28 protein-coding genes are annotated in these 25766 nt (G+C 66.9%); 13 read left to right on the top strand and 15 right to left on the bottom strand.

Features of this window, described 5'->3' with window-relative positions; all coding sequences use genetic code 11:
- Positions 1-570 (bottom strand): ribosome maturation protein RimP, encoded by a 570-nt coding sequence (rimP, locus tag ACGVWT_RS05920; protein ID WP_315461733.1) that lies wholly within the window; start codon positions 568-570, stop codon positions 1-3.
- A gap of 173 nt (positions 571-743) precedes the next feature.
- Here rimP and ACGVWT_RS05915 point away from each other — a divergent pair, with 173 nt between their 5' ends.
- Positions 744-1883 carry a PQQ-dependent sugar dehydrogenase gene (locus tag ACGVWT_RS05915; protein ID WP_315461732.1) on the top strand — a complete coding sequence of 380 codons (1140 nt, stop codon included), beginning with the start codon at positions 744-746 and terminating at the stop codon, positions 1881-1883.
- A 101-nt stretch (positions 1884-1984) separates the two neighbouring features.
- Here the strand turns inward: ACGVWT_RS05915 and ACGVWT_RS05910 are convergent, their stop codons facing one another.
- Together ACGVWT_RS05910 and ACGVWT_RS05905 are read right to left on the bottom strand one after the other, a co-directional pair.
- Complete coding sequence (locus ACGVWT_RS05910; RefSeq protein WP_116462561.1) at positions 1985-2380, bottom strand: PaaI family thioesterase; 396 nt, start codon at positions 2378-2380, stop codon at positions 1985-1987.
- Positions 2377-2802 carry a PaaI family thioesterase gene (locus tag ACGVWT_RS05905; protein ID WP_315461731.1) on the bottom strand — a complete coding sequence of 142 codons (426 nt, stop codon included), beginning with the start codon at positions 2800-2802 and terminating at the stop codon, positions 2377-2379. The genes ACGVWT_RS05910 and ACGVWT_RS05905 overlap by 4 nt, the downstream gene beginning before the upstream one ends.
- Before the next feature lie 76 nt (positions 2803-2878).
- On the opposite strand from ACGVWT_RS05905, the gene ACGVWT_RS05900 reads away from it, so the two are divergent.
- Positions 2879-3658, top strand: a complete 780-nt coding sequence (locus ACGVWT_RS05900; protein ID WP_315461730.1) for a crotonase/enoyl-CoA hydratase family protein — start codon at positions 2879-2881, stop codon at positions 3656-3658.
- A gap of 125 nt (positions 3659-3783) precedes the next feature.
- Here the strand turns inward: ACGVWT_RS05900 and ACGVWT_RS05895 are convergent, their stop codons facing one another.
- Entirely contained in the window at positions 3784-4566 is a 783-nt protein-coding gene (locus tag ACGVWT_RS05895) for an SDR family NAD(P)-dependent oxidoreductase (protein ID WP_294218084.1), read from the bottom strand.
- Positions 4567-4727: 161 nt separating this feature from the next.
- On the bottom strand, positions 4728-5897 hold the full coding sequence (locus ACGVWT_RS05890; RefSeq protein ID WP_315461729.1) for an acetyl-CoA C-acetyltransferase: 1170 nt from the start codon (positions 5895-5897) through the stop codon (positions 4728-4730).
- Positions 5898-5971: 74 nt separating this feature from the next.
- On the opposite strand from ACGVWT_RS05890, the gene ACGVWT_RS05885 reads away from it, so the two are divergent.
- Positions 5972-6637: a nitroreductase gene (locus ACGVWT_RS05885; RefSeq protein WP_315461930.1), complete on the top strand. Its 666-nt coding sequence runs from the start codon at positions 5972-5974 to the stop codon at positions 6635-6637.
- 103 nt (positions 6638-6740) lie between these two features.
- Here ACGVWT_RS05885 and ACGVWT_RS05880 read toward each other — a convergent pair whose 3' ends face one another.
- The 3 genes from ACGVWT_RS05880 to ACGVWT_RS05870 form a co-directional block, all read right to left on the bottom strand.
- Positions 6741-7007, bottom strand: coding sequence for a hypothetical protein (locus ACGVWT_RS05880; RefSeq protein WP_116462556.1), 267 nt, complete (start codon positions 7005-7007; stop codon positions 6741-6743).
- 115 nt (positions 7008-7122) lie between these two features.
- Positions 7123-8478 carry a DEAD/DEAH box helicase gene (locus ACGVWT_RS05875; RefSeq protein WP_315461728.1) on the bottom strand — a complete coding sequence of 452 codons (1356 nt, stop codon included), beginning with the start codon at positions 8476-8478 and terminating at the stop codon, positions 7123-7125.
- A 354-nt stretch (positions 8479-8832) separates the two neighbouring features.
- Positions 8833-9987, bottom strand: coding sequence for an acyl-CoA dehydrogenase family protein (locus tag ACGVWT_RS05870; protein WP_043059741.1), 1155 nt, complete (start codon positions 9985-9987; stop codon positions 8833-8835).
- Positions 9988-10151: 164 nt separating this feature from the next.
- Between ACGVWT_RS05870 and ACGVWT_RS05865 the strand changes: the two genes are divergently transcribed.
- The 6 genes from ACGVWT_RS05865 to ACGVWT_RS05840 all read left to right on the top strand — a co-directional run bounded on the left by ACGVWT_RS05865 (position 10152) and on the right by ACGVWT_RS05840 (position 16615).
- A complete protein-coding gene (locus ACGVWT_RS05865; protein ID WP_315461727.1) occupies positions 10152-11153 on the top strand; it encodes a fumarylacetoacetate hydrolase family protein in 1002 nt (333 codons plus the stop codon).
- A gap of 235 nt (positions 11154-11388) precedes the next feature.
- Positions 11389-12675 carry a 3-methyl-2-oxobutanoate dehydrogenase (2-methylpropanoyl-transferring) subunit alpha gene (locus ACGVWT_RS05860; RefSeq protein ID WP_020486371.1) on the top strand — a complete coding sequence of 429 codons (1287 nt, stop codon included), beginning with the start codon at positions 11389-11391 and terminating at the stop codon, positions 12673-12675.
- 160 nt (positions 12676-12835) lie between these two features.
- Positions 12836-13843: an alpha-ketoacid dehydrogenase subunit beta gene (locus ACGVWT_RS05855; RefSeq protein WP_315461929.1), complete on the top strand. Its 1008-nt coding sequence runs from the start codon at positions 12836-12838 to the stop codon at positions 13841-13843.
- A 1-nt stretch (position 13844) separates the two neighbouring features.
- Entirely contained in the window at positions 13845-15203 is a 1359-nt protein-coding gene (locus tag ACGVWT_RS05850) for a dihydrolipoamide acetyltransferase family protein (protein ID WP_315461726.1), read from the top strand.
- Entirely contained in the window at positions 15203-15637 is a 435-nt protein-coding gene (locus ACGVWT_RS05845) for a cytochrome c family protein (protein WP_315461725.1), read from the top strand. The genes ACGVWT_RS05850 and ACGVWT_RS05845 overlap by 1 nt, the downstream gene beginning before the upstream one ends.
- A gap of 201 nt (positions 15638-15838) precedes the next feature.
- Entirely contained in the window at positions 15839-16615 is a 777-nt protein-coding gene (locus tag ACGVWT_RS05840) for an enoyl-CoA hydratase/isomerase family protein (RefSeq protein ID WP_315461724.1), read from the top strand.
- Positions 16616-16742: 127 nt separating this feature from the next.
- On the opposite strand, the gene gorA is transcribed toward ACGVWT_RS05840, so the two are convergent.
- The 4 genes from gorA to pgi all read right to left on the bottom strand — a co-directional run bounded on the left by gorA (position 16743) and on the right by pgi (position 20235).
- Positions 16743-18089: a glutathione-disulfide reductase gene (gene gorA, locus ACGVWT_RS05835; protein ID WP_315461723.1), complete on the bottom strand. Its 1347-nt coding sequence runs from the start codon at positions 18087-18089 to the stop codon at positions 16743-16745.
- A gap of 4 nt (positions 18090-18093) precedes the next feature.
- Positions 18094-18276: a hypothetical protein gene (locus tag ACGVWT_RS05830; protein ID WP_315461722.1), complete on the bottom strand. Its 183-nt coding sequence runs from the start codon at positions 18274-18276 to the stop codon at positions 18094-18096.
- 217 nt (positions 18277-18493) lie between these two features.
- Complete coding sequence (locus ACGVWT_RS05825; protein WP_294212041.1) at positions 18494-18700, bottom strand: type II toxin-antitoxin system VapB family antitoxin; 207 nt, start codon at positions 18698-18700, stop codon at positions 18494-18496.
- 44 nt (positions 18701-18744) lie between these two features.
- Positions 18745-20235: a glucose-6-phosphate isomerase gene (gene pgi, locus ACGVWT_RS05820; RefSeq protein ID WP_315461721.1), complete on the bottom strand. Its 1491-nt coding sequence runs from the start codon at positions 20233-20235 to the stop codon at positions 18745-18747.
- A 131-nt stretch (positions 20236-20366) separates the two neighbouring features.
- Here pgi and lepB point away from each other — a divergent pair, with 131 nt between their 5' ends.
- The 3 genes from lepB to era all read left to right on the top strand — a co-directional run bounded on the left by lepB (position 20367) and on the right by era (position 22871).
- Entirely contained in the window at positions 20367-21233 is an 867-nt protein-coding gene (gene lepB, locus ACGVWT_RS05815; RefSeq protein ID WP_315461720.1) for a signal peptidase I, read from the top strand.
- On the top strand, positions 21230-21898 hold the full coding sequence (rnc, locus tag ACGVWT_RS05810; protein WP_116462591.1) for a ribonuclease III: 669 nt from the start codon (positions 21230-21232) through the stop codon (positions 21896-21898). The genes lepB and rnc overlap by 4 nt, the downstream gene beginning before the upstream one ends.
- Before the next feature lie 73 nt (positions 21899-21971).
- Positions 21972-22871: a GTPase Era gene (gene era / locus ACGVWT_RS05805; protein WP_315461719.1), complete on the top strand. Its 900-nt coding sequence runs from the start codon at positions 21972-21974 to the stop codon at positions 22869-22871.
- Positions 22872-22996: 125 nt separating this feature from the next.
- On the opposite strand, the gene ACGVWT_RS05800 is transcribed toward era, so the two are convergent.
- The 3 genes from ACGVWT_RS05800 to ACGVWT_RS05790 form a co-directional block, all read right to left on the bottom strand.
- Entirely contained in the window at positions 22997-23719 is a 723-nt protein-coding gene (locus tag ACGVWT_RS05800; RefSeq protein ID WP_315461718.1) for an NAD-dependent deacylase, read from the bottom strand.
- A 73-nt stretch (positions 23720-23792) separates the two neighbouring features.
- Complete coding sequence (locus ACGVWT_RS05795) at positions 23793-23930, bottom strand: hypothetical protein (protein WP_315461717.1); 138 nt, start codon at positions 23928-23930, stop codon at positions 23793-23795.
- A 23-nt stretch (positions 23931-23953) separates the two neighbouring features.
- Positions 23954-24145, bottom strand: coding sequence for a hypothetical protein (locus ACGVWT_RS05790; protein WP_315461716.1), 192 nt, complete (start codon positions 24143-24145; stop codon positions 23954-23956).
- A gap of 141 nt (positions 24146-24286) precedes the next feature.
- Here ACGVWT_RS05790 and ACGVWT_RS05785 point away from each other — a divergent pair, with 141 nt between their 5' ends.
- Complete coding sequence (locus ACGVWT_RS05785; protein WP_116462544.1) at positions 24287-25636, top strand: methyl-accepting chemotaxis protein; 1350 nt, start codon at positions 24287-24289, stop codon at positions 25634-25636.
- The last annotated feature ends 130 nt before the right edge of the window (positions 25637-25766 follow it).

The following is a 25766-nucleotide window of genomic DNA, read 5'->3' as shown; positions in this document are numbered from 1 at the left end:
TTACTGCTGTCCTTCGTTGGATGCGTCGGTGTCGTCAATTTCTTCGAATTCGTCCGCGCCTTCGCTGGAAAGCGGCGCGGTGGCGGCGAGCAGGCGATCGGTGATCGTCAGCTTCGCGTCGTGAATCTGGTCGACGCCGACGGTCATCGGCTGATAGCCGCGCACGTCGATCGTCACCTGATCGCCCTCGATCCCGACCAGATCACCGGTCAGGATCTTGCGGTTGTCGATCTTCTCGACCAGCGTCACCTTCGCCTCATGCCCCGCCCAATTGACGTAATCCTGCGGGCGGGTGAGCGGGCGGTCGATGCCGGGCGACGACACTTCGAGGCGATAGGCGTCCTCAATCGGGTCTTTGCCCTCGGCCTCCAGCGCGTCGAGCACATCCGAGATGCGGCGCGACAGATCGGCGCAATCGTCGATCGTCAGCTGGCCGGTGTCGGGCCGTTCGGCCATGATCTGAAGCGTGGGGTCGGATTTGCCGCCGAACATCTTCACGCGCACGAGGTCGAAACCCAGCGCTTTGGCTTCGGGTTCGATCAATGCGGTCAGAAGGGCGATGTCCGCCATGCGGGCTCCAAAACAGATATGCGTGTTCGCCGCCGCGGAAGGGGTCCCCCGCAGCCTCTTTCACCTGACGATGTTAGAGAAGGCAGCGGCTATATACGCCGGCCCCCGCCTAGAAACAAGCATCCATCGCGCGGGCCCGTGCGTTCGCTGCATCGATAAAAAGGGAGACATTCATGCGCCTGCACCTGCTCGCCGCCTTGCCGGTGGCCCTGATCGCCTGTTCGGGCAATGCTCCCGCGACCACAGAGGGCGCGCAGGCTGGTGAGACGCCGCCCTCGGCCAAGCCGTTCCGCGAGACGGTGGTCGCTGATTTCGTCTCGCCCTGGGCGCTGGCGTTCCTGCCGGACAATCGCATCCTCGTCACCGAGAAGGCGGGGCAGATGATCCTGCTGTCCGCCGACGGCAAGCGCCGCCAGACGATCGCGACGCTGCCTGTCGATTCGGCGGGGCAGGGCGGGTTGATGGACGTGGTGCCCGCGCCCGACTTCGCCACCAGCAAGCGCATCTATTTCAGCTATTCGACTGCCGGTCAGGGCGGCAAGGGCGTGGTGCTCGCCCGCGGCCGGCTGCGCGGCGAGGGGGCGAGCGAACGGCTGGGCGAGATCGAGGCGCTGTTCCAGGCGCGGCCCTTCGTCGAGGGTAACGGCCATTATTCGGGCCGCATCGCCTTCGCGCCCGACGGCCAGTCGCTGTTCTTCACCAACGGCGAGCGGCAGAAGTTTACGCCCGCGCAGGACCCGCAGGCGACGCTGGGCAAGGTGTTGCGTCTGACGCTCGACGGTAAGCCCGCGCCGGGCAATCCGCTGGTGGCGAAGGGGTTCGCGCCGGAGGTGTGGAGCTATGGCCACCGCAACCTGCTCGGGATCGCTTTCGACGCGCAGGGGCGGTTGTGGGAGCAGGAGATGGGGCCGAAGGGCGGCGACGAGCTGAACCTCATCATGCCGGGCCGCAACTACGGCTGGCCCAATGCGTCGAACGGCAGCCATTACGACGGTCGCGACATTCCCGATCATCGCCCCGGCGACGGTTACGAGCCGCCCAAGGTCTGGTGGAACCCGGTTATCTCGCCGGGCGGGCTGATGATCTATTCGGGCAGTCTGTTCCCAGCGTGGAAGGGCGATGCCTTTATCGGTGGCCTGTCATCCAAGTCGCTGGTCCGCGTCGACCTCGACGGGCAGACTGCGAAAAAGGCCGACCAATGGCCGATGGGCGCGCGCATCCGCGACGTGGAGCAGGGCCCGGACGGTGCGATCTGGGTGATCGAGGACGGCGGCGAATCGCAGGGGCGGCTGATCCGGCTGACGCCGCGCTAATTCCTCTCTTTCGTCACCCCGGGCTTGACCCGGGGTCCCGCTTTCTCGCCTGCTGTAGAAGAAGCGGGACCCCGGCTCTTCAGCCGGGGTGACGGCAGGCTTCAGTCGCGCACCACCAGATAGTTCATCCGTGCGTGCGCGATCGGCTTGTCGCGGTCGTCCTGCCAGGCGATCGCCTCGACGTTCGCCACGCGCGTGCCGAGCCGCGTCACAATCCCCTCCGCGTGCGTCGGTTTATCGCGGCCGCCGCGCATGAAGTCGACGGTCACGTTGACGGGCTTGATCCGCCCACCGCCTTCCTCGGCCAGCGCATGTTGCAACGACACGATCGCCGCGACCTCCAGCAGGCCCGAGATCGCACCGCCGTGCAGGAAGCCGGGGCGCCCCAGTACTTCGTTCCGGAACGGCATCACCAGCAGCGGTGCGGCGCCATCGCGCGGCTCCAGCGTCACGCCGAGCATCTCGGCATAGGGCGGCAGCGAGTGCATCGGGGTCATGCCATCTGGTCCATCAGCATGAAGGTGCCCGCGACATGCGCCAGCGGATCGTCGGGCGTGTCATCGTAAGCGATGCCGCGAACGAAGGCGATCGACCGGGTCAGCTTCAGGCATTCGCCGCGCCCGATCACGGTCCGCCCCGGCACGGCGGGCCGCAGGTAATCGACGCGCAAGTCCAGCGTCGCCTGGGCGGCGAACCTGTCGCGCTTGATCCAGACCGCGACGCTGGTCGCCATGTCCATCAGCGTGATGATCGGGCCCGACGCGATGACGCCGCTGCCGGGATCGCCGATCAGCCTTTCGTCATAAGGCAGCGCCAGTTCGACCCAGTCGTCGTCCCTGCCGTGATAGGTGATACCCACCGCGCCGCCATGGCCGCCGAAGCGATGCGCCATGAACGCCTCTAAGTTGAAACCGCTCATGCACCCGTCTCTACACGCCGCGCCCGGTGGCGCAACGTGGGGCGAGCGGTTAGCGTGGGCAAAACGGGAGAGAGCCATGAACGACCGCGTCACCACGACCATCACCGACGGCATTGCCGACGTGCGGCTTGCCCGCGCGGACAAGATGAATGCGATCGACCCCGCGATGTTCGAAGCCATCGGCGCCGCGATCGACGGGCTGCATAGTCGCACCGACGTGCGCTGCGTCGTGCTGTCGGGCGAGGGGCGGGGGTTCTGCGCAGGCCTCGACATGGCGAGCATGGCGCGCGGCGGGTCCGGCATGGGGGTCGAGCGCAACGATCAGGGCAGCATCCTGCCGCAGCACGTCACCTGGGGCTGGCGCCAGCTGCCGATGCCGGTGATCGCCGCGGTGCATGGCGTCGCCTTCGGCGGTGGGTTCCAGATCATGTCGGGCGCGTGCATCCGCATCGCCGCGCCGGACACGCGCTTTGCGATCCGCGAGACGCATTGGGGGTTGGTGCCCGACATGGCGGGCTTCCCGATCTGGCGCGGGTTGGTGCGCGACGACGTGCTGCGCGAGCTGGTCTATACCGCGCGCGAATTCGATGCGGCGGAGGCGCTGCACCACGGCTTCGTCACGCGGCTGGCAGACGACCCTTACGAGGCGGCTATGGCGTTGGCGCGCGAGATCGCCGGGCGCAGCCCGCAAGCGATCCGCGGGGCGAAGCGTCTGCTCAACATGGCACATGACGCCGATCCGCGCGCGATGCTGGAAGCGGAGACGGCCGAACAGCTGAAGGTGATCGGCAAGCCGAACATGATGGAGGCGGTCGCGGCGAACATGGGCAAGCGGGCGCCGGTCTTCGTGGATTGAGGGCTTCTCCTCCTTCGTCACCCCGGACTTGTTCCGGGGTCCACTTCGCGGCGAGGGGGCGGCGTGAGCCTCTTGCCTCCCCCGTGTGGCCCGGTGGACCCCGGAACGAGTCCGGGGTGACGGAGTTACCGCGGCGCCATGCGGATGCCGCCGTCGAGCCGGATATCCTCGCCGTTGAAATAACCGTTCTCGATCAACGTCATGGCGAGGTGCGCATATTCCGCCGGATCGCCGAGCCGCTTCGGGAAGGGCACGCTCGCCGCCAGCGCATCCTTCACCGGCTGCGGCGCGCCTTGCAGCAGCGGCGTGTCGAAGATGCCCGGCAGGATCGTGTTCACGCGGATGCCTTCGCCCATCAGGTCGCGCGCGATGGGGAGGGTCATGCCGACCACGCCGCCCTTCGAGGCAGAATAGGCCGCCTGGCCGATCTGGCCGTCCTCCGCGGCGACGCTGGCGGTCATCACGATCGCGCCGCGTTCGTTATGCTCGCCCGGTTCCAACGTGAGCATGCCCGCCGCCGATTTGGCGACGCAGCGGAACGTGCCGACCAGGTTGATCTGGATAAGCCAGTCGAACGCCTGGAGCGGGAAATGCTTGATGCTGCCGTCTTCCTTCGAACGGCTGGCGGTCTTCACCGCATTGCCCGTGCCGGCGCAGCACACCAGCACCGATTCCTGCCCATGCGCCTCGCGCGCCTTGGCGAACCCCGCATCGACGCTGTCGTCGCTGGTGACGTTCACTTCGCAAAAGATCCCGCCGATCTCCGCGGCGAGCGCTTCGCCCTTTTCGCGTTGCAGGTCGAAGATCGCGACCTTCGCGCCCTTCGCCGCCAGCGCGCGTGCGGTGGCGGCGCCGAGGCCGGATGCGCCGCCGGTGACGACCGCGGCGGTGGTGTTCGTGATATGCATAGACCCTGTCTTTCTTTCAGTCCTCCCCCGCCAGGGGGAGGTGGCGCCGCGAAGCGGTGACGGAGGGGGAGGGCGGCGGCGAACGTTGCGCTTGCGGAAGCGCCCCCTCGACCACGGCCTTCGGCCGCGGTCCCCCTCCCCCGCTAAAGCGAGGGTGGAATTTACAGCCGCTCGATGATCGTGACGTTGGCGATGCCGCCGCCTTCGCACATCGTCTGCAAGCCATAGCGGCCGCCGCGCGCGTGCAGCGCGTGAACCAGCGTCGCCATCAGCTTGGTACCCGACGCGCCGAGCGGATGGCCCAGAGCGATCGCACCGCCGTTCACGTTGAGCTTCGCCGGATCGCCGCCGGTATGCTGCAACCAGGCGAGCGGCACCGGCGCGAACGCCTCGTTCACCTCGTACAGGTCGATGTCGTCGATGCGCATGCCGGCGCGCTGCAAGGCGCGGTCGGTAGCGAACAGCGGCTCCTCCAGCATGACGACGGGATCGCCGCCGGTGACGGTGAGGTTGTGGATGCGGGCCAGCGGGGTGAGGCCATGCGCCTTCAGCGCCGCCTCGCTCACCACCATCACCGCACTGGCGCCGTCGCAGATCTGGCTGGCATTGGCGGCGGTGATCGAGCCACCCTCCTGCAACAGCTTCACCGCGCCGATGCTCTCCGGCGTCGCGTCGTAGCGGATGCCCTCGTCGCGGTCATGGATCACGGTGCCCTCGGGCGTCTCCACCTCCAGCCCGACGATCTCGTCGGCGAAGGCACCCGCTTGCGTCGCCGCGGCGGCACGACGGTGGCTTTCGAGCGCATAGGCATCGAGCTGCGTCCGGTCGAAGCCGTATTTGCGCGCGATCATCTCGGCGCCGATGAACTGGCTGAACTGCACGCCCGGAAAGCGCGCCTCCTGCCGGGGGCTCTTCGCCTTGCCGAGGCCGGCTTGCGCGAACAGCGCGCCGGTCGATCCCATCGGCACGCGCGTCATGCTCTCGACGCCGGCGGCGATCACCACGTCCTGCGTGCCGCTCATCACCGCCTGGGCGGCGAATTGGATCGCCTGTTGTGACGATCCGCACTGGCGATCGATCGTGACGGCGGGCACGCTGGTCGGCAGCGACGAGGCGAGCACCGCGCCGCGCCCGACCTGGAAGCCCTGCTCGCCGCCCTGGCTGACGCAGCCCATGATGACGTCTTCGATCGCGGCGGGATCGATGCCGCTGCGCCCGACGATCGCGTCGAGCGTCGCCCCCGCCATATCCGCCGGGTGCCAGCCCGCCAGCCGCCCGCCGCGCCGTCCGCCCGCGGTCCGCACCGCCTGGACGATATAGGCCTCCGCCATCGCTTCGCTCTCCATAACTCTTGTTATTGTGGCGATGTGTCGCGTAATCCATGGCAAAGCGCAAGAGGGTGACGATGGACGTTCGACAGGCGGTGGCGGCACGACGATCGGTGCGCGGATTCCTCGATACCCCGGTGCCGCTGGCGCAGTTGCGTGACCTTGCCGAGGCGGCGGCGCGGGCGCCCTCGGGTGGTAACCTCCAGCCGTGGCACGTGCTGATCGTCCAGGACGAAGCAATGACGCGGCTGAAGGCGATCATGGCCGATCGGCTGGCGAGCGGTGCGAGCGAGACGCCGGCCTATGCCATCTATCCGCCCGAACTCGACGATCCGTGGCGCGGCCGGCGCTTTGCGGTGGGCGAGGCGCTGTACGATCGAATCGGCATTCCGCGTGAGGATAAGGCGGGTCGCCGCCGCTGGTTCGCCGCCAATTATCGGTTCTTCGACGCGCCGGCGGCGTATTTCTGCTCGGTTGATCGGCGCATGGGGCCGCCGCAATGGTCGGACCTCGGCATGTATCTTCAAACGCTGATGCTGCTCGCGGTCGAGGCGGGGCTGGCGACCTGCCCGCAGGAATGCTGGGCGATGTATCCCGAGACGGTGGGGCGGTTTCTGGAATTGCCCGAGGGCCGGATGCTGTTCTGCGGCGTGGCGATCGGGTTCGAGGATACAGACGCGCCGGCCAATGCGCTGCACAGCGAACGGGCGCCGGTGGATGAGTGGCTCAGCGTGGTGGCGTGACGGTCGCCAAGTCTCTTCGTCACCCCGGAGCTAATCCGGGGTCCCGCTTCTTGGGCGGCCGGTGAAGAGCAGGACCCCGGATCAAGTCCGGGGTGACGGACGATTAGAGGACTACCCGCTCCGGCTTCGACTCCTCGATCGCCGCCAGGACCATTCGCTCCCATATCGCCGGGTCGCCTGCCGCGGCCATGCGCTGATCCGGTTCGCGCAGGGTGCGCAGCACTGCCAGCGCATCGGGCAGGTAATCGCGCCACGCGCTGTCCACCTGATCGCCTGCGCTTTCGGCATCGCCGCCGGCATTCACGCTGATCCGCTGCCCGGCGAGCACGCGGGCGATCCGTTCGGCAACGGGAGTGGTCGACACGTCCATGGCTGCTCTCCTTTGCCAGCGACAATGCGCGAACCGGTGCAGCGGTTGCCGGATACGACGACGGCCCGGCAAGGGATGCTCGCCGGGCCGCCATCGAAGTCGCGAAGGGAAGGGATCAGCGCGCCGCGCCGGCACCCTGTCCACGGCCGCCGCCGCCCGAACGACCGCGGCCGCCACCGCCGCCACGACGGCTGGCGTTGGCGTAATTGCGCGTCGCGGTCGGCGCATGCGTCGCGCGCGGACGGGCCGGCTGGCGCTGGCCGCGCGGCAGGTCGGCACGCGGCGCGGGGTCCGCCCCGATCGCCTTGACGCGCGTCGCCTTGATCTCGTTGGCGAGGCCGGTGAAATTCTCCGGCAGCGGACGCACGGTCACCTTCTGGCGCGTGATCTTTTCGATGTCCTTCAGATACGGCCGCTCGTCATCCGCGCAGAAGGCGATGGCGATGCCGCTGTTGCCCGCGCGCGCGGTGCGGCCGATGCGGTGGACGTACTGTTCCGCAACGTTCGGCAGCTCGAAGTTGACGACGTGGCTGACGCCCGACACGTCGATGCCGCGTGCGGCGATGTCGGTGGCGACCAGCACCTTGGTCTTGCCGTCCTTGAACTCGCCGAGCGCGCGCTCGCGCTGGCCCTGGCTCTTGTTGCCATGGATCGCGTTCGCCGCGATGCCGTTGCCGGCGAGCAGCTTCACGACGCGGTCGGCGCCATGCTTGGTGCGCGTGAAGACGAGCGCACGGTTGATCGCCGGGTCCTGCAGCACGAGCGTCAGCAGCGCCTGCTTCTCGGTCTGGTTGACGAAGGTGACATATTGATCGACGCGCTCTGCGGTAGTCGATTCCGGCACTACCGACACGGTCTTCGGGTTGGTGAGGAACTGACCGGCGAGATCGCGGATCGCGGTCGGCATCGTCGCCGAGAAGAACAGCGTCTGACGCTTGCGCGGGATCATCCGCACGATCTTCTTGAGCGCGTGAATGAAGCCCAGGTCCATCATCTGGTCGGCTTCGTCGAGCACCAGAATCTCGATCATCGACAGGTTGCACATGCCCTGCTCGACCAGGTCGATTAGGCGGCCCGGCGTCGCGACGAGGATGTCGACGCCGCGGCTCAGATCCTGGCGATTCTTGTTGATGCTGGTGCCACCGAAGACGGTCGCGACGGACAGGTTGGAAAATTGGCCATAGCCGCGCGCATTGTCGGCGATCTGGCTGGCGAGTTCGCGCGTCGGCGCGAGGACGAGCATGCGGACATGCGTCGGCAGCACGCGCTTCTGCGCGGCGACCAGGCGCTGGATCGACGGCAGCACGAACGCCGCGGTCTTGCCGGTGCCGGTCTGCGCGATGCCGAGCAGATCGTCGCCTTCCAGCAGGATCGGAATCGACTGCGCCTGGATCGGCGTGGGGGTGGCATAGCCCTTGGCCTCGAGCGCACGGACGAGTGGCTCGGCAAGGCCGAGATGAGCGAATGACATGGAATAACAACCTTCAAAAACGGCCTCGCCAGCGCGCCGTCCGAAGGAGAGGGCACGCCGGTGCGGCGGGGGAAACCGACACCCCGCGTGAAAAGGGAAGCCTTCAGCTAACGACCGAGGCGGAGCCGGGGCTGGCAGGGCCAACCCATTCACGCTGCATGACGCCTCGATGGCCCGGCATGTGCGCTGCACTGCCGCAAAAGTCAAGATGGCTGGCCTTGGTTTGCGCGCCACGTCGCACCACAGACCGCGTCATTGCGAGGAGCGAAGCGACGCGGCAATCCAGAGCGTATCGCGCGCGGCTCTGGATTGCTTCGCTGCGCTCGCAATGACGGGCAGGCTATCGGGACGACATTACAACGCCCGCCCGATCACCTCCTTCATAATCTCGTTCGTGCCGCCGTAAATCCGCGTCACGCGCGCCGACCGCCACGCCCGCGCGATCGGATATTCGTTCATATAGCCCGCGCCGCCATGCAGCTGGAGGCAGGCGTCGAGCACCTCCCATTGCAATTCGGTGTGCCACAGCTTCGCCGCCGCGCCTTCCTCGTTGGTTAGCTCGCCCGCGAGATGCCGGCGGATTGCCCAGTCGAGATGCGCCCAGCCGACCTGCAGCTTCGTCTTGATGCCTGCCAGTACGAAGCGCGTGTTCTGGAAGTCGAACACCACGCCGGCGAACGCCTTGCGATCCTTGGTAAAGGCGACGGTATCGTCGAACGCCTTCTGCGCCGACGCCTGCGCGCCGACCGCGATCGACAGTCGTTCCTGCGGCAGCTGGCTCATCAGATAGACGAAACCCTTGCCCTCTTCGCCAAGGCAGTTCGTGATCGGCACGCGCACGTCGTCGAAGAACAATTCGGACGTGTCCGCCGCCTCCTGCCCGATCTTGTCGAGCTTGCGCCCGCGCCGGAAGCCTTCGCGCTCCGCCTCAACCAGGATGATCGACATGCCGCGCCATGCAGGCTTGGCGTCGGGATCGGTCTTGGCGACCACCAGCACCAGATCGGCGTTCTGGCCGTTGGTGATATAGGTCTTGCTGCCGTTGAGGACGTAGTGGTTGCCGTCGCGCTTCGCGGTGGTGCGGATCGACTGGAGGTCGCTGCCCGTGCCCGGCTCGGTCATCGCGATCGCGGTGATCGTCTCGCCCGACACCATGCGCGGCAGCCAGTGGCGCTTCTGCTCCTCCGACCCGTAATGTTCGAGATAGCCGACGACGATGTCCGATTGCAGCGTGAAGCCGGCGGGCACGCCGTTGTACGTCAGCTCTTCGTTGACGATCGCGTTATAGCCGAAATCGAGACCCAGCCCGCCATATTCCTCGGGCACCGTCGGGCACAGCATGCCGACCGCCCCCGCCGCGCGCCAGAAAGCGGGCGGCACCAGCCGGTTCGCCTCCCAGTCCGCGACATGCGGTACGCCTTCCTTGCGCAGAAACTGCCGCACGCTCTGCCGGAACGCCTCGTGATCCCCGTCATAGGCGCTGCGGCCCGCGACATCGTCCAGCGTCATGATCCTCTCCTTGTGTCTTTGGTGGAGAGGCTGCGGATGCGAGCCGCTGGCGTCAAGACAAAATAACAAATGTTATGGCGAGATCGTATCGCCTGAGACTTTTTCGGTGCATCGCCCCGCGCCCGGCGATAGCATGGTCGGCCAACAAGAAGAGGATGGTTGCCATGAAACTGGCGAGTCTGAAGCACAAGCGCGACGGCAAGCTCGTCGTGGTCTCCAACGACCTCGCCTGGTGTGCGGATGCGGGCCATATCGTGCCGACCTTGCAGGCGGCGCTCGACGATTGGGACCGGTATCTGCCCGACCTCCAGAACCTCGCGACCGACCTGGAGCATGCGGTGATCCCGCGCGAACGCTTCCACGAACATGACGCCGCCTCGCCGCTGCCGCGCGCCTATCAATGGGCGGACGGGTCGGCGTACGTGAACCACGTCGCGCTGGTGCGGCAGGCGCGCGGCGCCGAGATGCCGGACAGCTTCTGGCACGATCCGCTGATGTACCAGGGCGGATCGGACGGCTTCCTCGCCCCACGCGATCCCATCCCGCTCGCCGACGAGAGCTGGGGCTGCGACATGGAGGCGGAGGTCGTCGTCGTAACCGGTGACGTACCCTTGGGCGCCAGCCGCGAAGAGGCACTCGCGGCGATCCGCCTGATCGGTCTGACCAACGACGTGTCCTTGCGCGGCCTCATCCCCGGCGAACTCGCCAAGGGATTCGGTTTCTTCCAGTCCAAGCCGGCCAGCGCTTTCTCGCCCGTGTTCGTGACTCCCGATGCGCTGGGCGACTGGTGGCAGGACGGCAAGCTCCACCGCAAGCTCAACGTCGACCTCAACGGCCAGCCCTTCGGCCGCGTCGCGGCGGGCGAGGACATGACCTTCGACTTCGGCACTTTGGTCGCGCATGCCGCCAAGACGCGCGCGCTGGGGGCGGGGACGATCGTCGGATCGGGCACCGTCAGCAACCGCGGTGCCGACGGCGGCCCCGGCAAGACGATCGCCGACGGCGGCGTCGGCTATTGCTGCCTCGCCGAGCTGCGCACCGTCGAAACGATCGCGACCGGCAAGGCGACGACGCCGTTCCTGAAGAAGGGGGACACCGTGCGCATCTGGGCGGAGGACGACAAGCATCACCCGATCTTTGGCGTGATCGAACAGACCGTGGGGTAAACATTCCTCCCCGGCACGGGGAGGTGGCGCCGCCGGAGGCGGTGACGGAGGGGGGCTTCCACACCCGATGCCGCTCGTGGGAGCCCCCCTCCACCATTCGCTGCGCGAACGGTCCCCCTCCCCGTACCGGGGAGGACCTGAAGCCATAAATCTCGCTTGAAATCTAATTACAACGGCGCGAAAGTATCGATCAACGGTGCCGGCGACTCCCGCGGGGCACGGACAGGAGAGAAACGTGGCCGGCGAGCATCCTCGCGCCAATTTGCAGCCCCTGCGGCTGCACGTGCCGGAACCCAAGTTCCGCCCCGGCGATCCCGTCGATTTCGTCGGCGTGGACATTCCCCCGGCTGGTGCCGCACGACGGCCCGACACCGCCGAATCGGCGCACGATTTCACCGACCTCGCCTATACGATGGTGCGCGTCCTCGACGAAGACGGCCGCGCGGTCGGCCCGTGGGACCCCAAGCTGTCGCCCGACATGCTGCGTCGGATGCTGCGCAACATGGCGCTGCTGCGCGCTTTCGACGAGCGCATGTTCCGTGCCCAACGCCAGGGCAAGACCAGCTTCTACATGAAGGCGACCGGCGAAGAGGCGGTGGCAATCGCCGCGGCGCAGGCGCTCGACGCCGACGACATGTGCTTCCCGTCCTATCGCCAGCAGGGGCTGCTCATCGCGCGCGGCTATCCGCTGGTCGAGATGATGAACCAGATCTACTCGAACACCGGTGACAAGCTGCAGGGCAAGCAGCTGCCGATCATGTATTCGGCGAAGGATTTCGGCTTCTTCTCGATCTCGGGCAACCTCACTACGCAATACCCCCAAGCCGTCGGCTGGGCGATGGCATCGGCAGCGAAGGGCGACACGCGCATTGCCGCGACCTGGTGCGGCGAGGGATCGACCGCCGAGGGCGACTTCCATTCGGCCTGCACCTTCGCTTCTGTCTATCGCGCGCCGGTGATCTTCAACGTCGTCAACAATCAGTGGGCGATCTCGAGCTTTTCCGGCTTTGCGGGCGCCGAATCGACGACCTTCGCAGCACGTGCGATCGGCTATGGCATCGCAGGCCTGCGCGTCGACGGCAATGACGCGCTTGCGGTCTATGCCGCGACATTGTGGGCGGCGGAGCGCGCACGCACCAACGCCGGTCCGACGCTGATCGAGCATTTCACCTATCGCGCGGAAGGCCATTCGACCTCCGACGATCCGACGCAATATCGCAGCGCGGGCGAACCGACCGCCTGGCCGCTCGGCGATCCGATCGCGCGGCTGAAGCAGCACCTCATCGTCATCGGCGAATGGGACGAAGAGCGGCACGCTGCGCAGGATCGCGAGCTGGCCGAATATGTTCGCGCGCAGCAGAAGGACGCGGAGAAGAACGGCATCCTCGGCCACGGCCTGCATCAGCCGTTGGACAGCCTGTTCGATGGCGTGTTCGAAGAGATGCCATGGCATCTGCGCGAACAACAGGCGCAGATGATCGCCGAGGAAGAGGCGAGCGGACGGCCATGGGCGCGCAAGTGATGGCATTGTCCGTCACCCCGACCTTGAGCCGGGGTCCCGCTTTTTCTTTCCGCCCGCTCGACATAGCGGGACCCCGGGTCAAGCCCGGGGTGACGAGGATTGTGGAATGACCGATACTGCAATGTCTGCTGAGACGGACGCCACCGACACCACCACCCGCATGAACATGATTCAGGCGATAAACTCTGCGCTCGACGTCTGCATGGGGCGCGATGCGGACGTGATGGTGATGGGCGAGGACGTCGGCTATTTCGGGGGCGTGTTCCGCGCGACGGCGGGGCTTCAGGCGAAATACGGCAAGACCCGCGTGTTCGACACGCCGATCACCGAGATCGGCATCATGGGCGTCGCGATCGGCATGGGCGCTTATGGCCTGCGTCCCGTCCCCGAAATCCAGTTCGCCGATTACATCTATCCCGCGCTTGACCAGTTGGTCAGCGAGGCGGCGCGGCTGCGCTATCGGTCGGCGGGCGAGTTCACCTCGCCGATCACGATCCGCTCGCCCTATGGCGGTGGTATTTTCGGCGGCCAGACGCACTCGCAGAGCCCTGAGGGCATCTTCACGCACGTGTCCGGCATGAAGACGGTGATCCCGTCGACGCCGTATGACGCCAAGGGCCTGCTGATTGCGGCGATCGAGGACAACGACCCCGTCCTGTTCCTCGAACCCAAGCGCATCTACAACGGCCCGTTCAACGGCCATTGGGACCGCCCGGCGGAGAACTGGTCGAAGCACCCCGGTGGTGAAGTGCCGACCGGCTATTACCGTGTCGATCTGGGCAAGGCGAAGGTCGTGCGTCCGGGCGAGGCGCTAACGATCCTCGCCTATGGCACGATGGTCCACGTCTGCGCGCAGGTGATCGCCGACGAAGGCATCGATGCCGAGATCGTCGACCTGCGCACGCTCGTGCCGCTCGACATCGAGACGATCGAAGCGTCGGTGAAGAAGACCGGCCGCTGCATGATCGTCCACGAAGCGACGCGCACGTCGGGCTTTGGCGCCGAACTGTCCGCGCTGGTGCAGGAACGCTGCTTCTACCACCTCGAAGCCCCGATCGAGCGCGTGACCGGCTTCGACACGCCCTATCCGCACAGCCTGGAATGGGCATATTTCCCGGGCCCGGTCCGCATCGGCCAGGCGCTCAAGAAGATCATGAAGGACGCATAAGATGGGCCGCTTCACCTTCCGCCTGCCCGACATCGGCGAAGGCATCGCCGAGGCCGAGATCGTCGCCTGGCACGTCGCCGTCGGCGATCGCGTCGAGGAAGACCAGAATATCGCCGACATGATGACCGACAAGGCGACCGTTGAGATGGAATCGCCGGTGTCGGGTGTGGTGGTCGAACTGGCGGGCGAGGTCGGCGATCAGGTCGCGATCGGCGCCGCGCTGGTCGTGATCGAGACCGAGGATGCGGGCGAGGGGGAGGTGATCGCCGCCCCGCCGAGCGCCGAGCAGGCCGAAGTCGCCGAGCAGTACGAGGCGGAAAATCCGGGCGTCGAAGCGGTCGAAGCGGTGGCCGTGACAACGCCGACGGGATCGGGCGACACTCTATCCCCCGTTCGTGCTGAGCCTGTCGAAGCACAGGTCGCAAGCGCACTGCCCGCGGCGACCAGCCCTTCGACAGGCTCAGGGCGAACGGAGGAGACGGCACCCGTCGCCACCCACGTCCTCGCATCCCCCGCGGTGCGGGCTCGCGCCCGCGACCTCGGCATCGACCTCTCGCAGGTCAAGACCGACGCCGATCGCGTCCGCCACGCCGATCTCGACGCCTTTCTGCGCTACAATGCCGGCCAGGGCTATCACGCCCCCGGCGCGTCGCGTGCGCGCGAGGACGAACAGGTTCGCGTCATCGGCATGCGCCGCCGCATCGCCGAGAATATGGCCGCCGCCAAGCGCCACATCCCGCACTTTACCTATGTCGACGAGGTGGACGTGACGGCGCTGGAGGCGATGCGCGCCGATCTCAACGCGCACCGTGGTCCGCGTCCCAAGCTCACCATGCTGCCGCTGCTGATCGTCGCGATCTGCCGCACGCTGCCCGAATTCCCGATGCTCAACGCGCGCTATGATGACGAAGCGGGCGTGGTGACGCGCTCGGGCCGCGTCCACCTCGGCATGGCGGCGCAGACCGATGCCGGGCTGACCGTGCCGGTCATCCGCGACGCGCAGGACAAGAACGTCTGGCAGCTCGCCGCCGAGATAGCGCGCCTCGCCGAGGCTGCTCGCGCCAACAAGCTGAAGCCGGACGAACTGGGCAACGGCACGATCACCGTCACCTCGCTCGGGCCGCTCGGCGGCATCGCGACGACGCCGGTCATCAACCGGCCGGAGGTCGCGATCATCGGGCCGAACAAGATCGTCGAGCGTCCGGTATTCACCGGCCGCGGTGACGAAATCCGCCGTGCAAAGCTGATGAACGTGTCGATCAGCTGCGACCATCGCGTCGTCGATGGCTGGGACGCGGCAAGCTATATCCAGGCGCTCAAGACGCAGCTCGAGACGCCGGTCCTGCTGTTCGCCGACTGATGCGCGGGGCCGTCGCCGCCGTCATGCTGCTGCTGCTCGCCGGCTGCGGCGACGGCGGCGCGGACCGCGCGGCAAGGCTGCGCGCGGCGGGGCCCGACCCCGACGTCACGGCGCTGTTGCGCGTCGCGGATGTGGGGGAAGGCGAGCGGCTGTTCCGCACCTGCGCCGCCTGCCATGCGATCCGCAAGGGCGCGCCCGATCGTAACGGCCCCAATCTGTTCGGCGCGATGGGAGCGCCGGTGGCTGGCGTCAGTCCGCGCTTCGGCTACACCGCCGCGCTTCAGCGCGCGAGCGGCCGCTGGACGCCCGAGCGGATGGACGCGTGGCTCGCCAACCCGCACCGCTTTGCGCCCGGCACGTCGATGGGCTTTCCCGGCCTCGCCGACCCACTCGCCCGTGCCGACCTGATCGCCTATCTGCGCGCGCAGCGTTAAAGCACGGTGGGCGATGCTCCTGCGCCGTCATTGCGAGCGCAGCGAAGCGATCCAGGGCGTCCTGGTCCGACTCTGAATTGCTTCGCTACGCTCGCAATGACGAAAAAGGGGGGAGCATGCTTGGGCAATCGGCCGTTATCCCACAGCAAGCGGCGAGCCACCCCACTGGCGCCCCATCCCGATCCGCGCCACTGTCGTGCCATGACCCAGCCCCTCGTCCAAACCGCCCGCGACGGCCATGTCGCGATCCTCACCTTCGCGCGGCCGCCGCACAATTTCGCCGATCTTGCGCTGATCGAGGCGATCGGCGCCGCCTTTGCCGCGGCGGACGCCGACCCACAGGTGCGCGCGATCGTGCTGCAATCGGACGGCCGCATCTTCTGCGCCGGCGCCGACCTTGCCCGCGACAATCCGGTCGAAAAGGAACAGCCCGCGGGCACGCGCAACCCCTTCTACGTCGCCGCCGCGCGCCTCTATGCGGTGAAAACACCGGTCGTTGCCGCGATCCAGGGCGCGGCGGTGGGGGCGGGGCTCGGCCTTGCGCTCGTCGCCGATTTCCGCGTCGCGGCACCTGAGGCGCGCTTCGTCGCAAACTTCGTCGCGCTCGGCTTCCACCCCGGTTTCGGCATTTCGGCGGTACTGGAGCGGGTGATCGGCGGCCAGCGTGCGCTGCTGATGAACCTCACCGCGCGTCGCATCAAGGCGGAGCAGGCGGCGGATTGGGGTCTGGTCGATATCCTGGTGCCCGCCGACCGTCTGCGCGCGGAAGCGCTGGCGCTGGCGCAAGAGATCGCGGCGGGGGCGCCGCTCGCGGTGCAGTCGACGCGGGCTACCATGCGCGGCGACCTGTTCGCGCTGGTCGAGGCCCAGACCGACCACGAACTCGCCGAACAGGCATGGCTGCAAAAGACCGCCGACTTTGCCGAAGGCGTGCGGGCGGTGAATGAGCGCCGGCCGGGACGGTTCGTGGGGGCCTGACTTCGCCCAAACACTCCGTCACCCCGGACTCGTTCGGGGGTTGGCTTCGCGGCGCGGGGACGGCTGGAGGCTTTGGGCATCCCCCTCGGCCCGGCGGACCCCGGAACGAATCCGGGGTGACGGGGGGTTACTTCATCAACACCAGCTCTTCCGCCATCGTCGGATGCAGCGCGACCGTGTCGTCGAACTGCGCCTTGGTCAGCCCTGCCTTTACCGCGATCGCGGCCGCTTGCAGGATCTCCGGCACGTCCGGTCCGATCATGTGCAGCCCGACGATCTTCCCAGACACGCCGTCGCAGACCATCTTGTACAGCGCGCGCTCGTTGCGCCCGGCCAGCACGTTCTTCATCGGCCGGAAATCGGACGAATAGACCGCCACCGACCCCAGCTTCTGCTTCGCCTCGCTCTCGGTCATGCCGACGCCCGCCATCGGCGGATGGCTGAATACGGCCGACGGGATGTTGGCGTAATCGACCGTGGTGGGCTTGTTGCCGAAGAAGGTGTCGGCGAACGCCTGGCCCTCGCGGATCGCCACGGGGGTCAGCTGGATGCGGTTGGTGACGTCGCCGATCGCGAAGATGCTATCGACGCTCGACCGGTTCTGCTCGTCGACAACGACGGCGCCCTTTTCCAGCGCGACGCCTGCTTCTTCGAGCCCGAGACCTTCGGTGTTGGGCACGCGACCGGTCGCGAACATCACCATGTCGACCGTCACCGGCTCGTGGTTCGACATATGGACGGTCAGGCAGCCGTCCTCGCCCTTTTCGAGGCGTTCGAAATTGGCGTCGAACTTGAACTCCAGCCCCTTCATCATGCTGATCTGGAGCAGGCGGTCGCGGATCGACAGGTCGTAACCGCGCAGGATGTCCTGCGTGCGGTTCATGATGATGACGTGCGCGCCGAACTGGTGGAAGATGCCAGCGAATTCATTGGCGATATAGCCCGCGCCCGCGATCAGGATTCGCTTGGGGATCGCATCGAGGTGGAAGGCCTCGTTGCTGGTGATGCCGTGTTCGGCACCGGGACAGGCGGGGACGGCGGGATGCGCGCCGACCGCGATCAGGATGCGCTCGGCGGTCTTCTCCGTCCCGTCGGCCAGCCGCACGCTGTGCGGGCCGCTGACGGTGGCGCGCTGGTGGATGATCTCGACATGGTGGTTTTCCAGCGTCTGCGTATAGGCGCCGTTGATCCGGTCGACCTCCTCCAGCACGTTGTCGCGCAGCGTCTTCCAGTCGAAGTCGCACTGATCGGGCACCTGCCAGCCGAAGCGCTTGGCGTCCTTCAGGTCCTCGGCGAAATGCGCGCCGTAGACGAGCAATTTCTTGGGCACGCAGCCGCGGATCACGCAGGTGCCGCCGACGCGATATTCCTCGGCCACCGCGACGCGCGCGCCATGCGCCGCCGCGACGCGGCTCGCGCGCGTGCCACCGGACCCCGCGCCGATGACGAAGAGGTCGTAGTCGTATTGGGGCATGATGTTACTCCGGGGTGGCGAGCACCGGGCGAAGGCCCAGATGCTGCACGAAAGGGTCGAAATCGCGATCGCTGTATAACAAGGGAAGCCGGTCGAGGATGCACCGCGTCGCGATCAACGTGTCGATCGTCTTGCGGATGGTGATGCCGATGCTCCGTAAGTGACGGTAATTGCGGGCGGCCTGCACGGCGACGCGGTGGTCGCTGATGACGAGGGGTCGGTAAGCGAAAAGCGTGCCTCCGCCAATTGGAACGACCGGTCATCACCGAACCCTTGCAGAACTTCGGCAACGATCAGGTCACCAGCCACCACAGGCGTGCGTCCAAATGCGGCATCCAGATATGCCGTCTGGACAGACTGGACGCCCCGGAAATAGTCGATCCAGACGCTGGAATCGACGACGATCATTCAGCAGGGATGTATTTGCTGGTCCGCATATCGTCGAGATCGCCGTCCCAGCCGATCCCACGCAAATCGCGCATCGCTTCCTGCTGTTTCAAACGCAGGGCCGTACGTAGCGCTTCGTTCACCGCCTGGCTCTTACTGCTGATATTCAGCGCAGCCATAAACTTGGCCATCAGCGCTTCATCGATGTCGATATTCGTCCGCATGTGTATGGCTCCGCAGAGCCATACACATAGCGTCTAGCCCGAGCTCAATCCAGACCGGCGCGGCGGATCAGGTCTTCGGTCGAGGGGTCGAACTCCTGCCCGCCCTGGTCGGCGGCCTTGGCCATTTCCTTGCCCAGCTCGACGCCAAACTGATCGAAGCTGTTGATGCCGAGCAGCACGCCGTTCACGAACACGCGGTGTTCGTAAAAGGCGATCAGCGCGCCCAGCGTGCGCGGGTCGAGCACGTCGAGCAGGATCGTCGAGGACGGGCGGTCGCCGCTGTACGAACGCGCGGGGTCGTCTACCTGCTTGCCCTTCATCAGGGCGGCGCCCTGCGCAAAGGCATTGAGCAGCAGCTGCCGGTGGTGATCCTCGGCCAGCGTATCGCCAGGCTCGATCACCGCGATGAATTCGACGGGGACGAGATGCGTGCCCTGGTGGAGCAGCTGGAACACTGCATGCTGCGCATCGGTGCCGACGCCGCCCCAGGTGATCGCCGCGGTCGGCCGTCCAACCGGCTCGCCGTCGACGGTCACACCCTTGCCGTTTGATTCCATTTCCAGCTGCTGGAGATAGCTCGGAAGCAGCCGCAGCCGCTCGTCATAGGCGAAGGGCGCGCGCGTTTCGGCATGGCGGACCTGCGTGTAATACAGGTCGGCAAAGGCGGCGAGGGCGGGCGCATTCTCGTGCAGCGCGGTCAGGCGGAAGTGACGGTCCATCTCGGCCGCGCCTTCCAGCAGTTCCTCGAACGCGCCCCAGCCCAGCGCCACCGCCGCCGGGAAGCCGATCGACGACCACAGAGAATAGCGGCCGCCGACGCCCTCGCTGAACGGCAAGATGCGGGTTTCGTCGACGCCCCATTCCATCGCCTTGTCGGGTGCCGCAGTCAGCGCGATCACCTTGCCGTAGGGATCCTCGACGCCATGCTCCTTGAACCACTGCATCGCCGATTCGGCGTTGAGCATGGTTTCCTTGGTGGTGAAGGTCTTGGATGCGATGACGAGCAGCGTCGCCGACGGATCGAAATCCTTGATCGCCTCTTCCAGCGCCACGCCGTCGACGTTGGAAACGATCGCGACGTCATAGCGCTTGTCTTCGCGACCGAGCGCATCGACCAGCAGGTCCGGCCCCAGCGCGGAGCCGCCGATGCCGATGTGCAGGACGTGGCGGATGTCGCCCAATGCGCCAGCCTCGATCGCGTCGATCAGCGCGCGCATCCGCTCGTGGAAACGGCGGGCGCGGGCGACGCTTTCGGGATTGCCCTCGCCGCGTTCGGCGGTGTGCTCGACCGGGCGATCTTCGGTGACGTTGACGTGTTGGCCGCCGAACATCGCGTCGCGCTTGCCGGCAAGGTCCTTCGCCTTGGCCAGCGTCTCGAACGCCGCGACCGCTTCGCGCGTCAGATGCGTCTTCGACCAGTCGAAATGGATACCGGAGACGTCGAGGCTGAACGCCTTCAGCCGGTCGCCATCCTCGGCGAACAGGTCCATCAGCTTGGGGGAGGGCAGGGCTTCGATCGCAGACCAGTCGCTCATATGTCCGTCCTTCATGGGGAGGGGAAAGTCGTGACCGTCCCGTATCGATCCTGCGCCGGGCGACAAGCCCGTTTCGGCCGACACCGGAACGACTGGTGAGGACGCACGGGGGCGGCTAAAGCTCCGCTCCTATGGCCGATACTCCAGCTCCCTCCGTGGTTCCCGCAACCCCCAAGCCGGTAAAGCCCCGCTCGGAAACCAGCGAGACGATCCGCTTCCTCGTGAAGCTGGCGGTCGCCGTGTTCATCCTGCGCAGCTTCATCTTCGCGCCGTTCTCGATTCCCAGCGAATCGATGCTGCCGCGGTTGCTGATCGGCGACTATCTGTTCGTCACGAAATGGAATTACGGCTATTCACGCTGGTCGCTGCCGTACGGCTTCCCGCCGATCCCCGGCCGTCTGCTCGGCCGCAACCCCGCGCGCGGCGACGTCGTCGTGTTCCGCTCGCCCGATCCCGCGCCGGGCGATACCGATCCCGAGCACGCCGATCATGACGTCATCAAGCGCGTCATCGGCCTGCCCGGCGACACGATCCAGATGCGCCGCGGCCAGGTGATCCTGAACGGCGTGCCGGTGCCTAAGCAGCGCGTCGCCGACTTCGTCCTGCCGCTGACCGCGAACTTCAACGAGCAGAAGTGCGGCGCGACCTTTGTCGATGTCGATGCGAAGGGGCAGCCGATCTGCCGCTACCCCCAGTTCCGCGAGACCCTGCCCAACGGCAAGAGCTATATGGTCCTCGACCAAGCGGACATCCCGCAGGCGGACGACACCGGCCTCTACACCGTGCCGGCAGGCGACGTGTTCCTGATGGGCGACAATCGCGACGACAGCGCCGACAGCCGTTTCCCCGCGCCGATCGGCATGGGCTACATCCCGATGGAGCGGATCGAGGGCAAGGCGGTCGTCACCTTCTTCTCGACCAACGGCAACTACCGCTGGTTCAATCCCGTCAGCTGGTTCACCGCCGCACGCTGGAACCGGATCGGAGAAGGCTTCTGACCCCCGATCTCGCCAGCTGGATCGCGCAGACCTTCGGCCGAGCACCTGCCGATCCCGCCCCGTTCGCGCGCGCGCTGACACATGGCAGCCAGGCGGCGGAGAATTACGAGCGGCTCGAATTCCTCGGCGACCGCGTGCTCGGCCTCATCATGGCAGAATGGCTGTGGGAGCTGTTCCCCAAGGAGACCGAAGGCAGCCTGTCGAAGCGGCTCAACGCGCTGGTGACCGGCGCGGTCTGTGCCGATGTCGCCCGTGCGATCGGCGTCCGCGCGCATCTGAAGCTCGGCAAGCAAGCCCGCGATGACGGGGCGTATGAGAGCGACAATATCCTGGGCGACGTGATGGAGGCGCTGATCGGCGCCTGGTATCGCGAAGCTGGCCTGGATGCTGCGCGCACCTTCGTTCGCACCGCCTGGGGCGACCGCGTCCGCCGCAGCGACAAGGCGCCGCAGCATCCCAAATCGGCGCTGCAGGAATGGGCCGCGGCCCACGGCCGCCGCGCGCCCGAATATGTCGTCGTCGACCGATCTGGTCCGCACCACGCGCCACGGTTCACGGTGCAGGCGAAGATCGGGACGTTCGCGGAAGCCACCGCGACGGGCGCGAACAAGCAGATCGCCGAAACCGCGGCGGCGAAGGCGCTGCTGGCGAAGGTGGCGGGCTGACGTTTCCCCGCGTCCGGGTGGCGCCGGATTTCCACGACTTGCCCATATGACGGATGCGCCGCAAAGAAGCCCCATGACCCAGACCCAACATTGCGGCCTCGTCGCCGTCGTCGGCGCACCCAACGCGGGCAAGTCCACGCTCGTCAACGCCCTCGTCGGCCAGAAGGTCGCCATCGTCAGTCCCAAGGCGCAGACGACGCGCACCAAGCTGCTCGGCGTCGCGATCCAGGACTCGGCGCAGATCCTGCTGGTGGACACGCCCGGCATCTTCGAACCGCAACGCCGCCTCGACCGCGCGATGGTGTCGGCCGCGTGGAGCGGCACCGAAGGCGCGGACATGATCGCGCTGGTGGTCGACGGCAAGGGCGGCATCGGCCCCAAGGTGGAGCGGATCGCCGAGGCGCTGAAGGACCGGCCCGAACCGAAGATCCTGATCCTCAACAAGGTCGACGTCGCGGACAAGCCAAAGCTGCTACTCCACGCTGAAAAACTGAACGCGCTGATGCACTTCGCCGATACGTGGTTCGTGTCGGCGCAGACCGGTGACGGCCTCGCCGAGCTCAAGTCCGCGCTCGCCGCCGCGATGCCGGAGGGGCCGTGGCACTATCCGGAGGATCAGGTCTCCGACGCCACCGAACGCGCGCTCGCCAGCGAGGTGACGCGCGAACAGCTCTACCTCCAGCTCCACGCCGAATTGCCCTACGCCAGCACGGTCGAGACGGAAAAGTATAGCGAGCGCGAGGACGGATCGGTCGAGATCCACCAGCAGATCCTCGTCGAACGCCCGACGCAGCGCGCGATCGTGCTGGGCAAGGGCGGCGTGCGCATCCGCGACATCGGCGCCCGTGCGCGCACCGAACTCGCCGGCATCCTGGGCGTTCCCGTCCACCTCTACCTGCACGTGAAGGTCAAGCCCGGCTGGGACGAAGACCGCGAGATCTACCGCGACATCGGCCTCGACTGGGTCGAGTAGGGGCTTCCTTCGCGCTGCCGGGGACGCCGCCCGCAAGGCGTGGCAGGCAGCGTCCTATCCTCCCCCTCCGTCACCGCTATGCGGTGCCACCTCCCTTGGCGGGGAGGAATGAGGTGCGCTCGGGTCTATCTCCAAGCCGGCGTGCCAGCCTCCGCCAGCAGCGCATCCACCCATGCCGGCACCAGCTCCCCCGCCGCCCCCAGCCGCGTCTCGGCAAAGAAGCTGCTGCCCGCCGATCGCTCCAGGTTCAGCTCCAGCGTGTCGGCACCATAGGCATCCGCCATCTGCACGAAGCCGGCGGCGGGATAGACTGCGCCCGACGTGCCGATCGACACGAACAGGTCGCACGCCGCCAGCGCCGCCTCGATCCGGTCCATGTGATAGGGCATCTCGCCGAAGAACACGATGTCGGGCCGCAGCGCCGGCTCGCCGCAATTGGGGCATTCGGTGTCGGGCGGCAGCGCGCCGTCCCAATCCTCGCGAATGCCGCAGACCGCACACAGCGCCGATTGGAGCTCGCCATGCATGTGTAGCAACCGCGTCGCACCGGCGCGCTCGTGCAGATCGTCGACATTCTGCGTCACGATCAGCAACTCGCCCGTCCACGCGCGATCCAACCGCGCCAACGCCACATGCGCGGCATTAGGCGCGACCTCCGCCAGCGCCGCCCGCCGCAGGTCGTAGAAGCGATGCACCAGCGCCGGATCCGCCGCCAGCGCCTCTGGCGTGCAGACGTCTTCGACCCGGTGTCCTTCCCATAATCCACCAGGCCCGCGGAAGGTGGCGATGCCGGATTCGGCGGAAATGCCGGCGCCGGTCAGGACGACGATGTTGCGGATGGCGATCATGGCCCGCAGGATAGGGCCGGAACCGGGTGGCGGAAAGGTGGTGGCCCGCTATCGGCTCACGACCGTCCCGCGGTCAAAATTCCGACCAGTCGTCATTGGCCATCGCCAGCGCGGTATTGCCGACCGCGCGTGACGGCGCGGTGCGGGCGATACGCTGTCCCGCCGGGGCGGGGCGGTGGTGCAGCTCTGTGCACTTGGAAAGGCTGGGCAATACTTCCGTCGCAAACCGATTGATCACTGCCCGGAGATGGGCAGATCAACCTTGACGACATTGGTCGGAATGGGGGTGAGGAGCAGCAGCGCTGCACTGAACAGTCCCGTCAGGCCCCAGCCATAGCGGCGCGCGCGCAGATCGTTGATCGCCCTCGCGAGGCAGTAGAGCGCGGGGATGAGTATCGCGATAGTTGTCAGGACGGTGGTCCACATAGGGGCAGGCTAGCTTGGACTGCATCGACGGGCAACGGCTGCCGCCATGGGCGACGTCGTCGTGCCACCGCGTCACGGATGATGCGATAGTGCCGATCCGGATCAACCCCAAATTAAGAAACGGTCGATATCGGTTTAACCATGCTCTTCAAACGCTCTTCCGATACGCTCGAAGCGCGCACTGCGCTCGCCGTCTTCCGCCATTCGCCCGACGCGATGATGCTGTTGCGCGATAACCAGTTCGTCGCCTGCAACGCGGCTGCCGAGCAGGTGTATGGCGCGCCACGTGCCGCGATCCTCGGGCAGAATCCCGTGGTCTTCTCGGCGCCGGAACAGGGCGACGGGCGTCCGACGATCGAACATGTCAACGAACGGGTCTCACAGGCCATCCGTGACGGCCATGCCCGTTTCGAATGGCTCAACATGCGTAACGGCCAGGTCGTGCGCATGCTGGTCACGCTGATCCCGGTGGCGATCGACGGCGGGGCGGAGGTTCTGGTGCTGGTGCAGGACATGACCGCGACGTCGCAGGTCGTCGACGCGATCGGCGAGGGCCTCGAACGCCTGGCCGGGGGTGACCTCACGGTGCGGATCGAGGCCGCGTTCAATCCGGAGTTCGAACCGCTGCGCGCCAGCTTTAACGGCGCCGCCGCGACGATGCAGGATTCGCTCCAGACGGTGGTCGCGGTCGGCAACGGCCTCGCGTCGGGCTGCGGAGACATTCGCACCGCGGCGGACGATCTGTCGCTGCGCACCGAGCGTCAGGCGGCAAGCCTGGAAGAAACCGCCGCGGCGATGGACGAGATCACCAGCAACGTGCGCGTCACCGCCGACACCGCCGGCCGGGCCGAGACGATCGTCGCCGGCGCACACCGCGCGGCGGAGGAATCGAGCGTCGTCGTCGAACGCGCCATGCAGGCGATGGCGGGAATCGAACGCGCGTCGAACGAGATTTCCGAAATCATCAGCGTCATCGACGGCATCGCCTTCCAGACGAACCTGCTCGCGCTCAATGCCGGTGTCGAGGCGGCGCGCGCGGGCGATGCGGGCAAGGGCTTTGCCGTCGTCGCCTCCGAAGTGCGTGCGCTGGCGCAGCGATCGGCCGATGCGGCGCGCGACGTGAAGGCGCGGATCACCGCCTCGACGCTGCAGGTCGATAATGGTGTCGGCCTCGTCTCCGAAACCGGCGCTGCGCTCCAGCGGATCATCACGCAAATGGCCGAAATCAGCAGTTCGGTCGCCAACATCGCGTCCGCCGCGCGCCAGCAGGCCAGCGGGCTCAGCCAAATCAACACGGCGGTCGGCGAGATGGATGCGATGACGCAGCAGAATGCCGCGATGGTGGAGGAAACCACCGCCGCCGCCCGCAATCTTGCCGCCGATGCGGAGCGTCTGGCCGATGCGGTCTGCCGCTTTCGCGTCGGTGAGGCGCGGCACGAACCGGCGATGACCGGCAAGGTCGTGGCACTCGCCGGCCGCGCCCGCCGTTGATGCTGTGAGCACGCTGACGCTGCCGCTGCCGCTGGCGAATAACCAGTCGTAACAGTCCCTTATCGCTCCCACCTGTCCTGCGCGCCGGACTTGTGCCAGACGGGCGGCATGACCTGTGTCCCGCGCCGCC

Origin of the sequence: Sphingomonas sp. S6, from assembly GCF_043498045.1 — a bacterium.
In the GTDB taxonomy this organism is placed as follows: domain Bacteria; phylum Pseudomonadota; class Alphaproteobacteria; order Sphingomonadales; family Sphingomonadaceae; genus Sphingomonas.
Note: the sequence above shows the minus strand (reverse complement) of the source record. Positions and strands in the feature narration are given on the sequence as shown.

Excerpts from the sequence above, each read along its gene's own strand:
- rimP (WP_315461733.1), bottom strand. The coding sequence starts at position 570 with ATGGCGGACATCGCCCTTCTGACCGCATTGATCGAACCCGAAGCCAAA.
- ACGVWT_RS05915 (WP_315461732.1), top strand. The coding sequence starts at position 744 with ATGCGCCTGCACCTGCTCGCCGCCTTGCCGGTGGCCCTGATCGCCTGT.
- ACGVWT_RS05910 (WP_116462561.1), bottom strand. The coding sequence starts at position 2,380 with ATGACCCCGATGCACTCGCTGCCGCCCTATGCCGAGATGCTCGGCGTG.
- ACGVWT_RS05905 (WP_315461731.1), bottom strand. The coding sequence starts at position 2,802 with ATGAGCGGTTTCAACTTAGAGGCGTTCATGGCGCATCGCTTCGGCGGC.
- ACGVWT_RS05900 (WP_315461730.1), top strand. The coding sequence starts at position 2,879 with ATGAACGACCGCGTCACCACGACCATCACCGACGGCATTGCCGACGTG.
- ACGVWT_RS05895 (WP_294218084.1), bottom strand. The coding sequence starts at position 4,566 with ATGCATATCACGAACACCACCGCCGCGGTCGTCACCGGCGGCGCATCC.
- ACGVWT_RS05890 (WP_315461729.1), bottom strand. The coding sequence starts at position 5,897 with ATGGCGGAGGCCTATATCGTCCAGGCGGTGCGGACCGCGGGCGGACGG.
- ACGVWT_RS05885 (WP_315461930.1), top strand. The coding sequence starts at position 5,972 with ATGGACGTTCGACAGGCGGTGGCGGCACGACGATCGGTGCGCGGATTC.
- ACGVWT_RS05880 (WP_116462556.1), bottom strand. The coding sequence starts at position 7,007 with ATGGACGTGTCGACCACTCCCGTTGCCGAACGGATCGCCCGCGTGCTC.
- ACGVWT_RS05875 (WP_315461728.1), bottom strand. The coding sequence starts at position 8,478 with ATGTCATTCGCTCATCTCGGCCTTGCCGAGCCACTCGTCCGTGCGCTC.
- ACGVWT_RS05870 (WP_043059741.1), bottom strand. The coding sequence starts at position 9,987 with ATGACGCTGGACGATGTCGCGGGCCGCAGCGCCTATGACGGGGATCAC.
- ACGVWT_RS05865 (WP_315461727.1), top strand. The coding sequence starts at position 10,152 with ATGAAACTGGCGAGTCTGAAGCACAAGCGCGACGGCAAGCTCGTCGTG.
- ACGVWT_RS05855 (WP_315461929.1), top strand. The coding sequence starts at position 12,836 with ATGAACATGATTCAGGCGATAAACTCTGCGCTCGACGTCTGCATGGGG.
- ACGVWT_RS05850 (WP_315461726.1), top strand. The coding sequence starts at position 13,845 with ATGGGCCGCTTCACCTTCCGCCTGCCCGACATCGGCGAAGGCATCGCC.
- ACGVWT_RS05845 (WP_315461725.1), top strand. The coding sequence starts at position 15,203 with ATGCGCGGGGCCGTCGCCGCCGTCATGCTGCTGCTGCTCGCCGGCTGC.
- ACGVWT_RS05840 (WP_315461724.1), top strand. The coding sequence starts at position 15,839 with ATGACCCAGCCCCTCGTCCAAACCGCCCGCGACGGCCATGTCGCGATC.
- gorA (WP_315461723.1), bottom strand. The coding sequence starts at position 18,089 with ATGCCCCAATACGACTACGACCTCTTCGTCATCGGCGCGGGGTCCGGT.
- ACGVWT_RS05825 (WP_294212041.1), bottom strand. The coding sequence starts at position 18,700 with ATGCGGACGAATATCGACATCGATGAAGCGCTGATGGCCAAGTTTATG.
- pgi (WP_315461721.1), bottom strand. The coding sequence starts at position 20,235 with ATGAGCGACTGGTCTGCGATCGAAGCCCTGCCCTCCCCCAAGCTGATG.
- lepB (WP_315461720.1), top strand. The coding sequence starts at position 20,367 with ATGGCCGATACTCCAGCTCCCTCCGTGGTTCCCGCAACCCCCAAGCCG.
- era (WP_315461719.1), top strand. The coding sequence starts at position 21,972 with ATGACCCAGACCCAACATTGCGGCCTCGTCGCCGTCGTCGGCGCACCC.
- ACGVWT_RS05800 (WP_315461718.1), bottom strand. The coding sequence starts at position 23,719 with ATGATCGCCATCCGCAACATCGTCGTCCTGACCGGCGCCGGCATTTCC.
- ACGVWT_RS05790 (WP_315461716.1), bottom strand. The coding sequence starts at position 24,145 with ATGTGGACCACCGTCCTGACAACTATCGCGATACTCATCCCCGCGCTC.
- ACGVWT_RS05785 (WP_116462544.1), top strand. The coding sequence starts at position 24,287 with ATGCTCTTCAAACGCTCTTCCGATACGCTCGAAGCGCGCACTGCGCTC.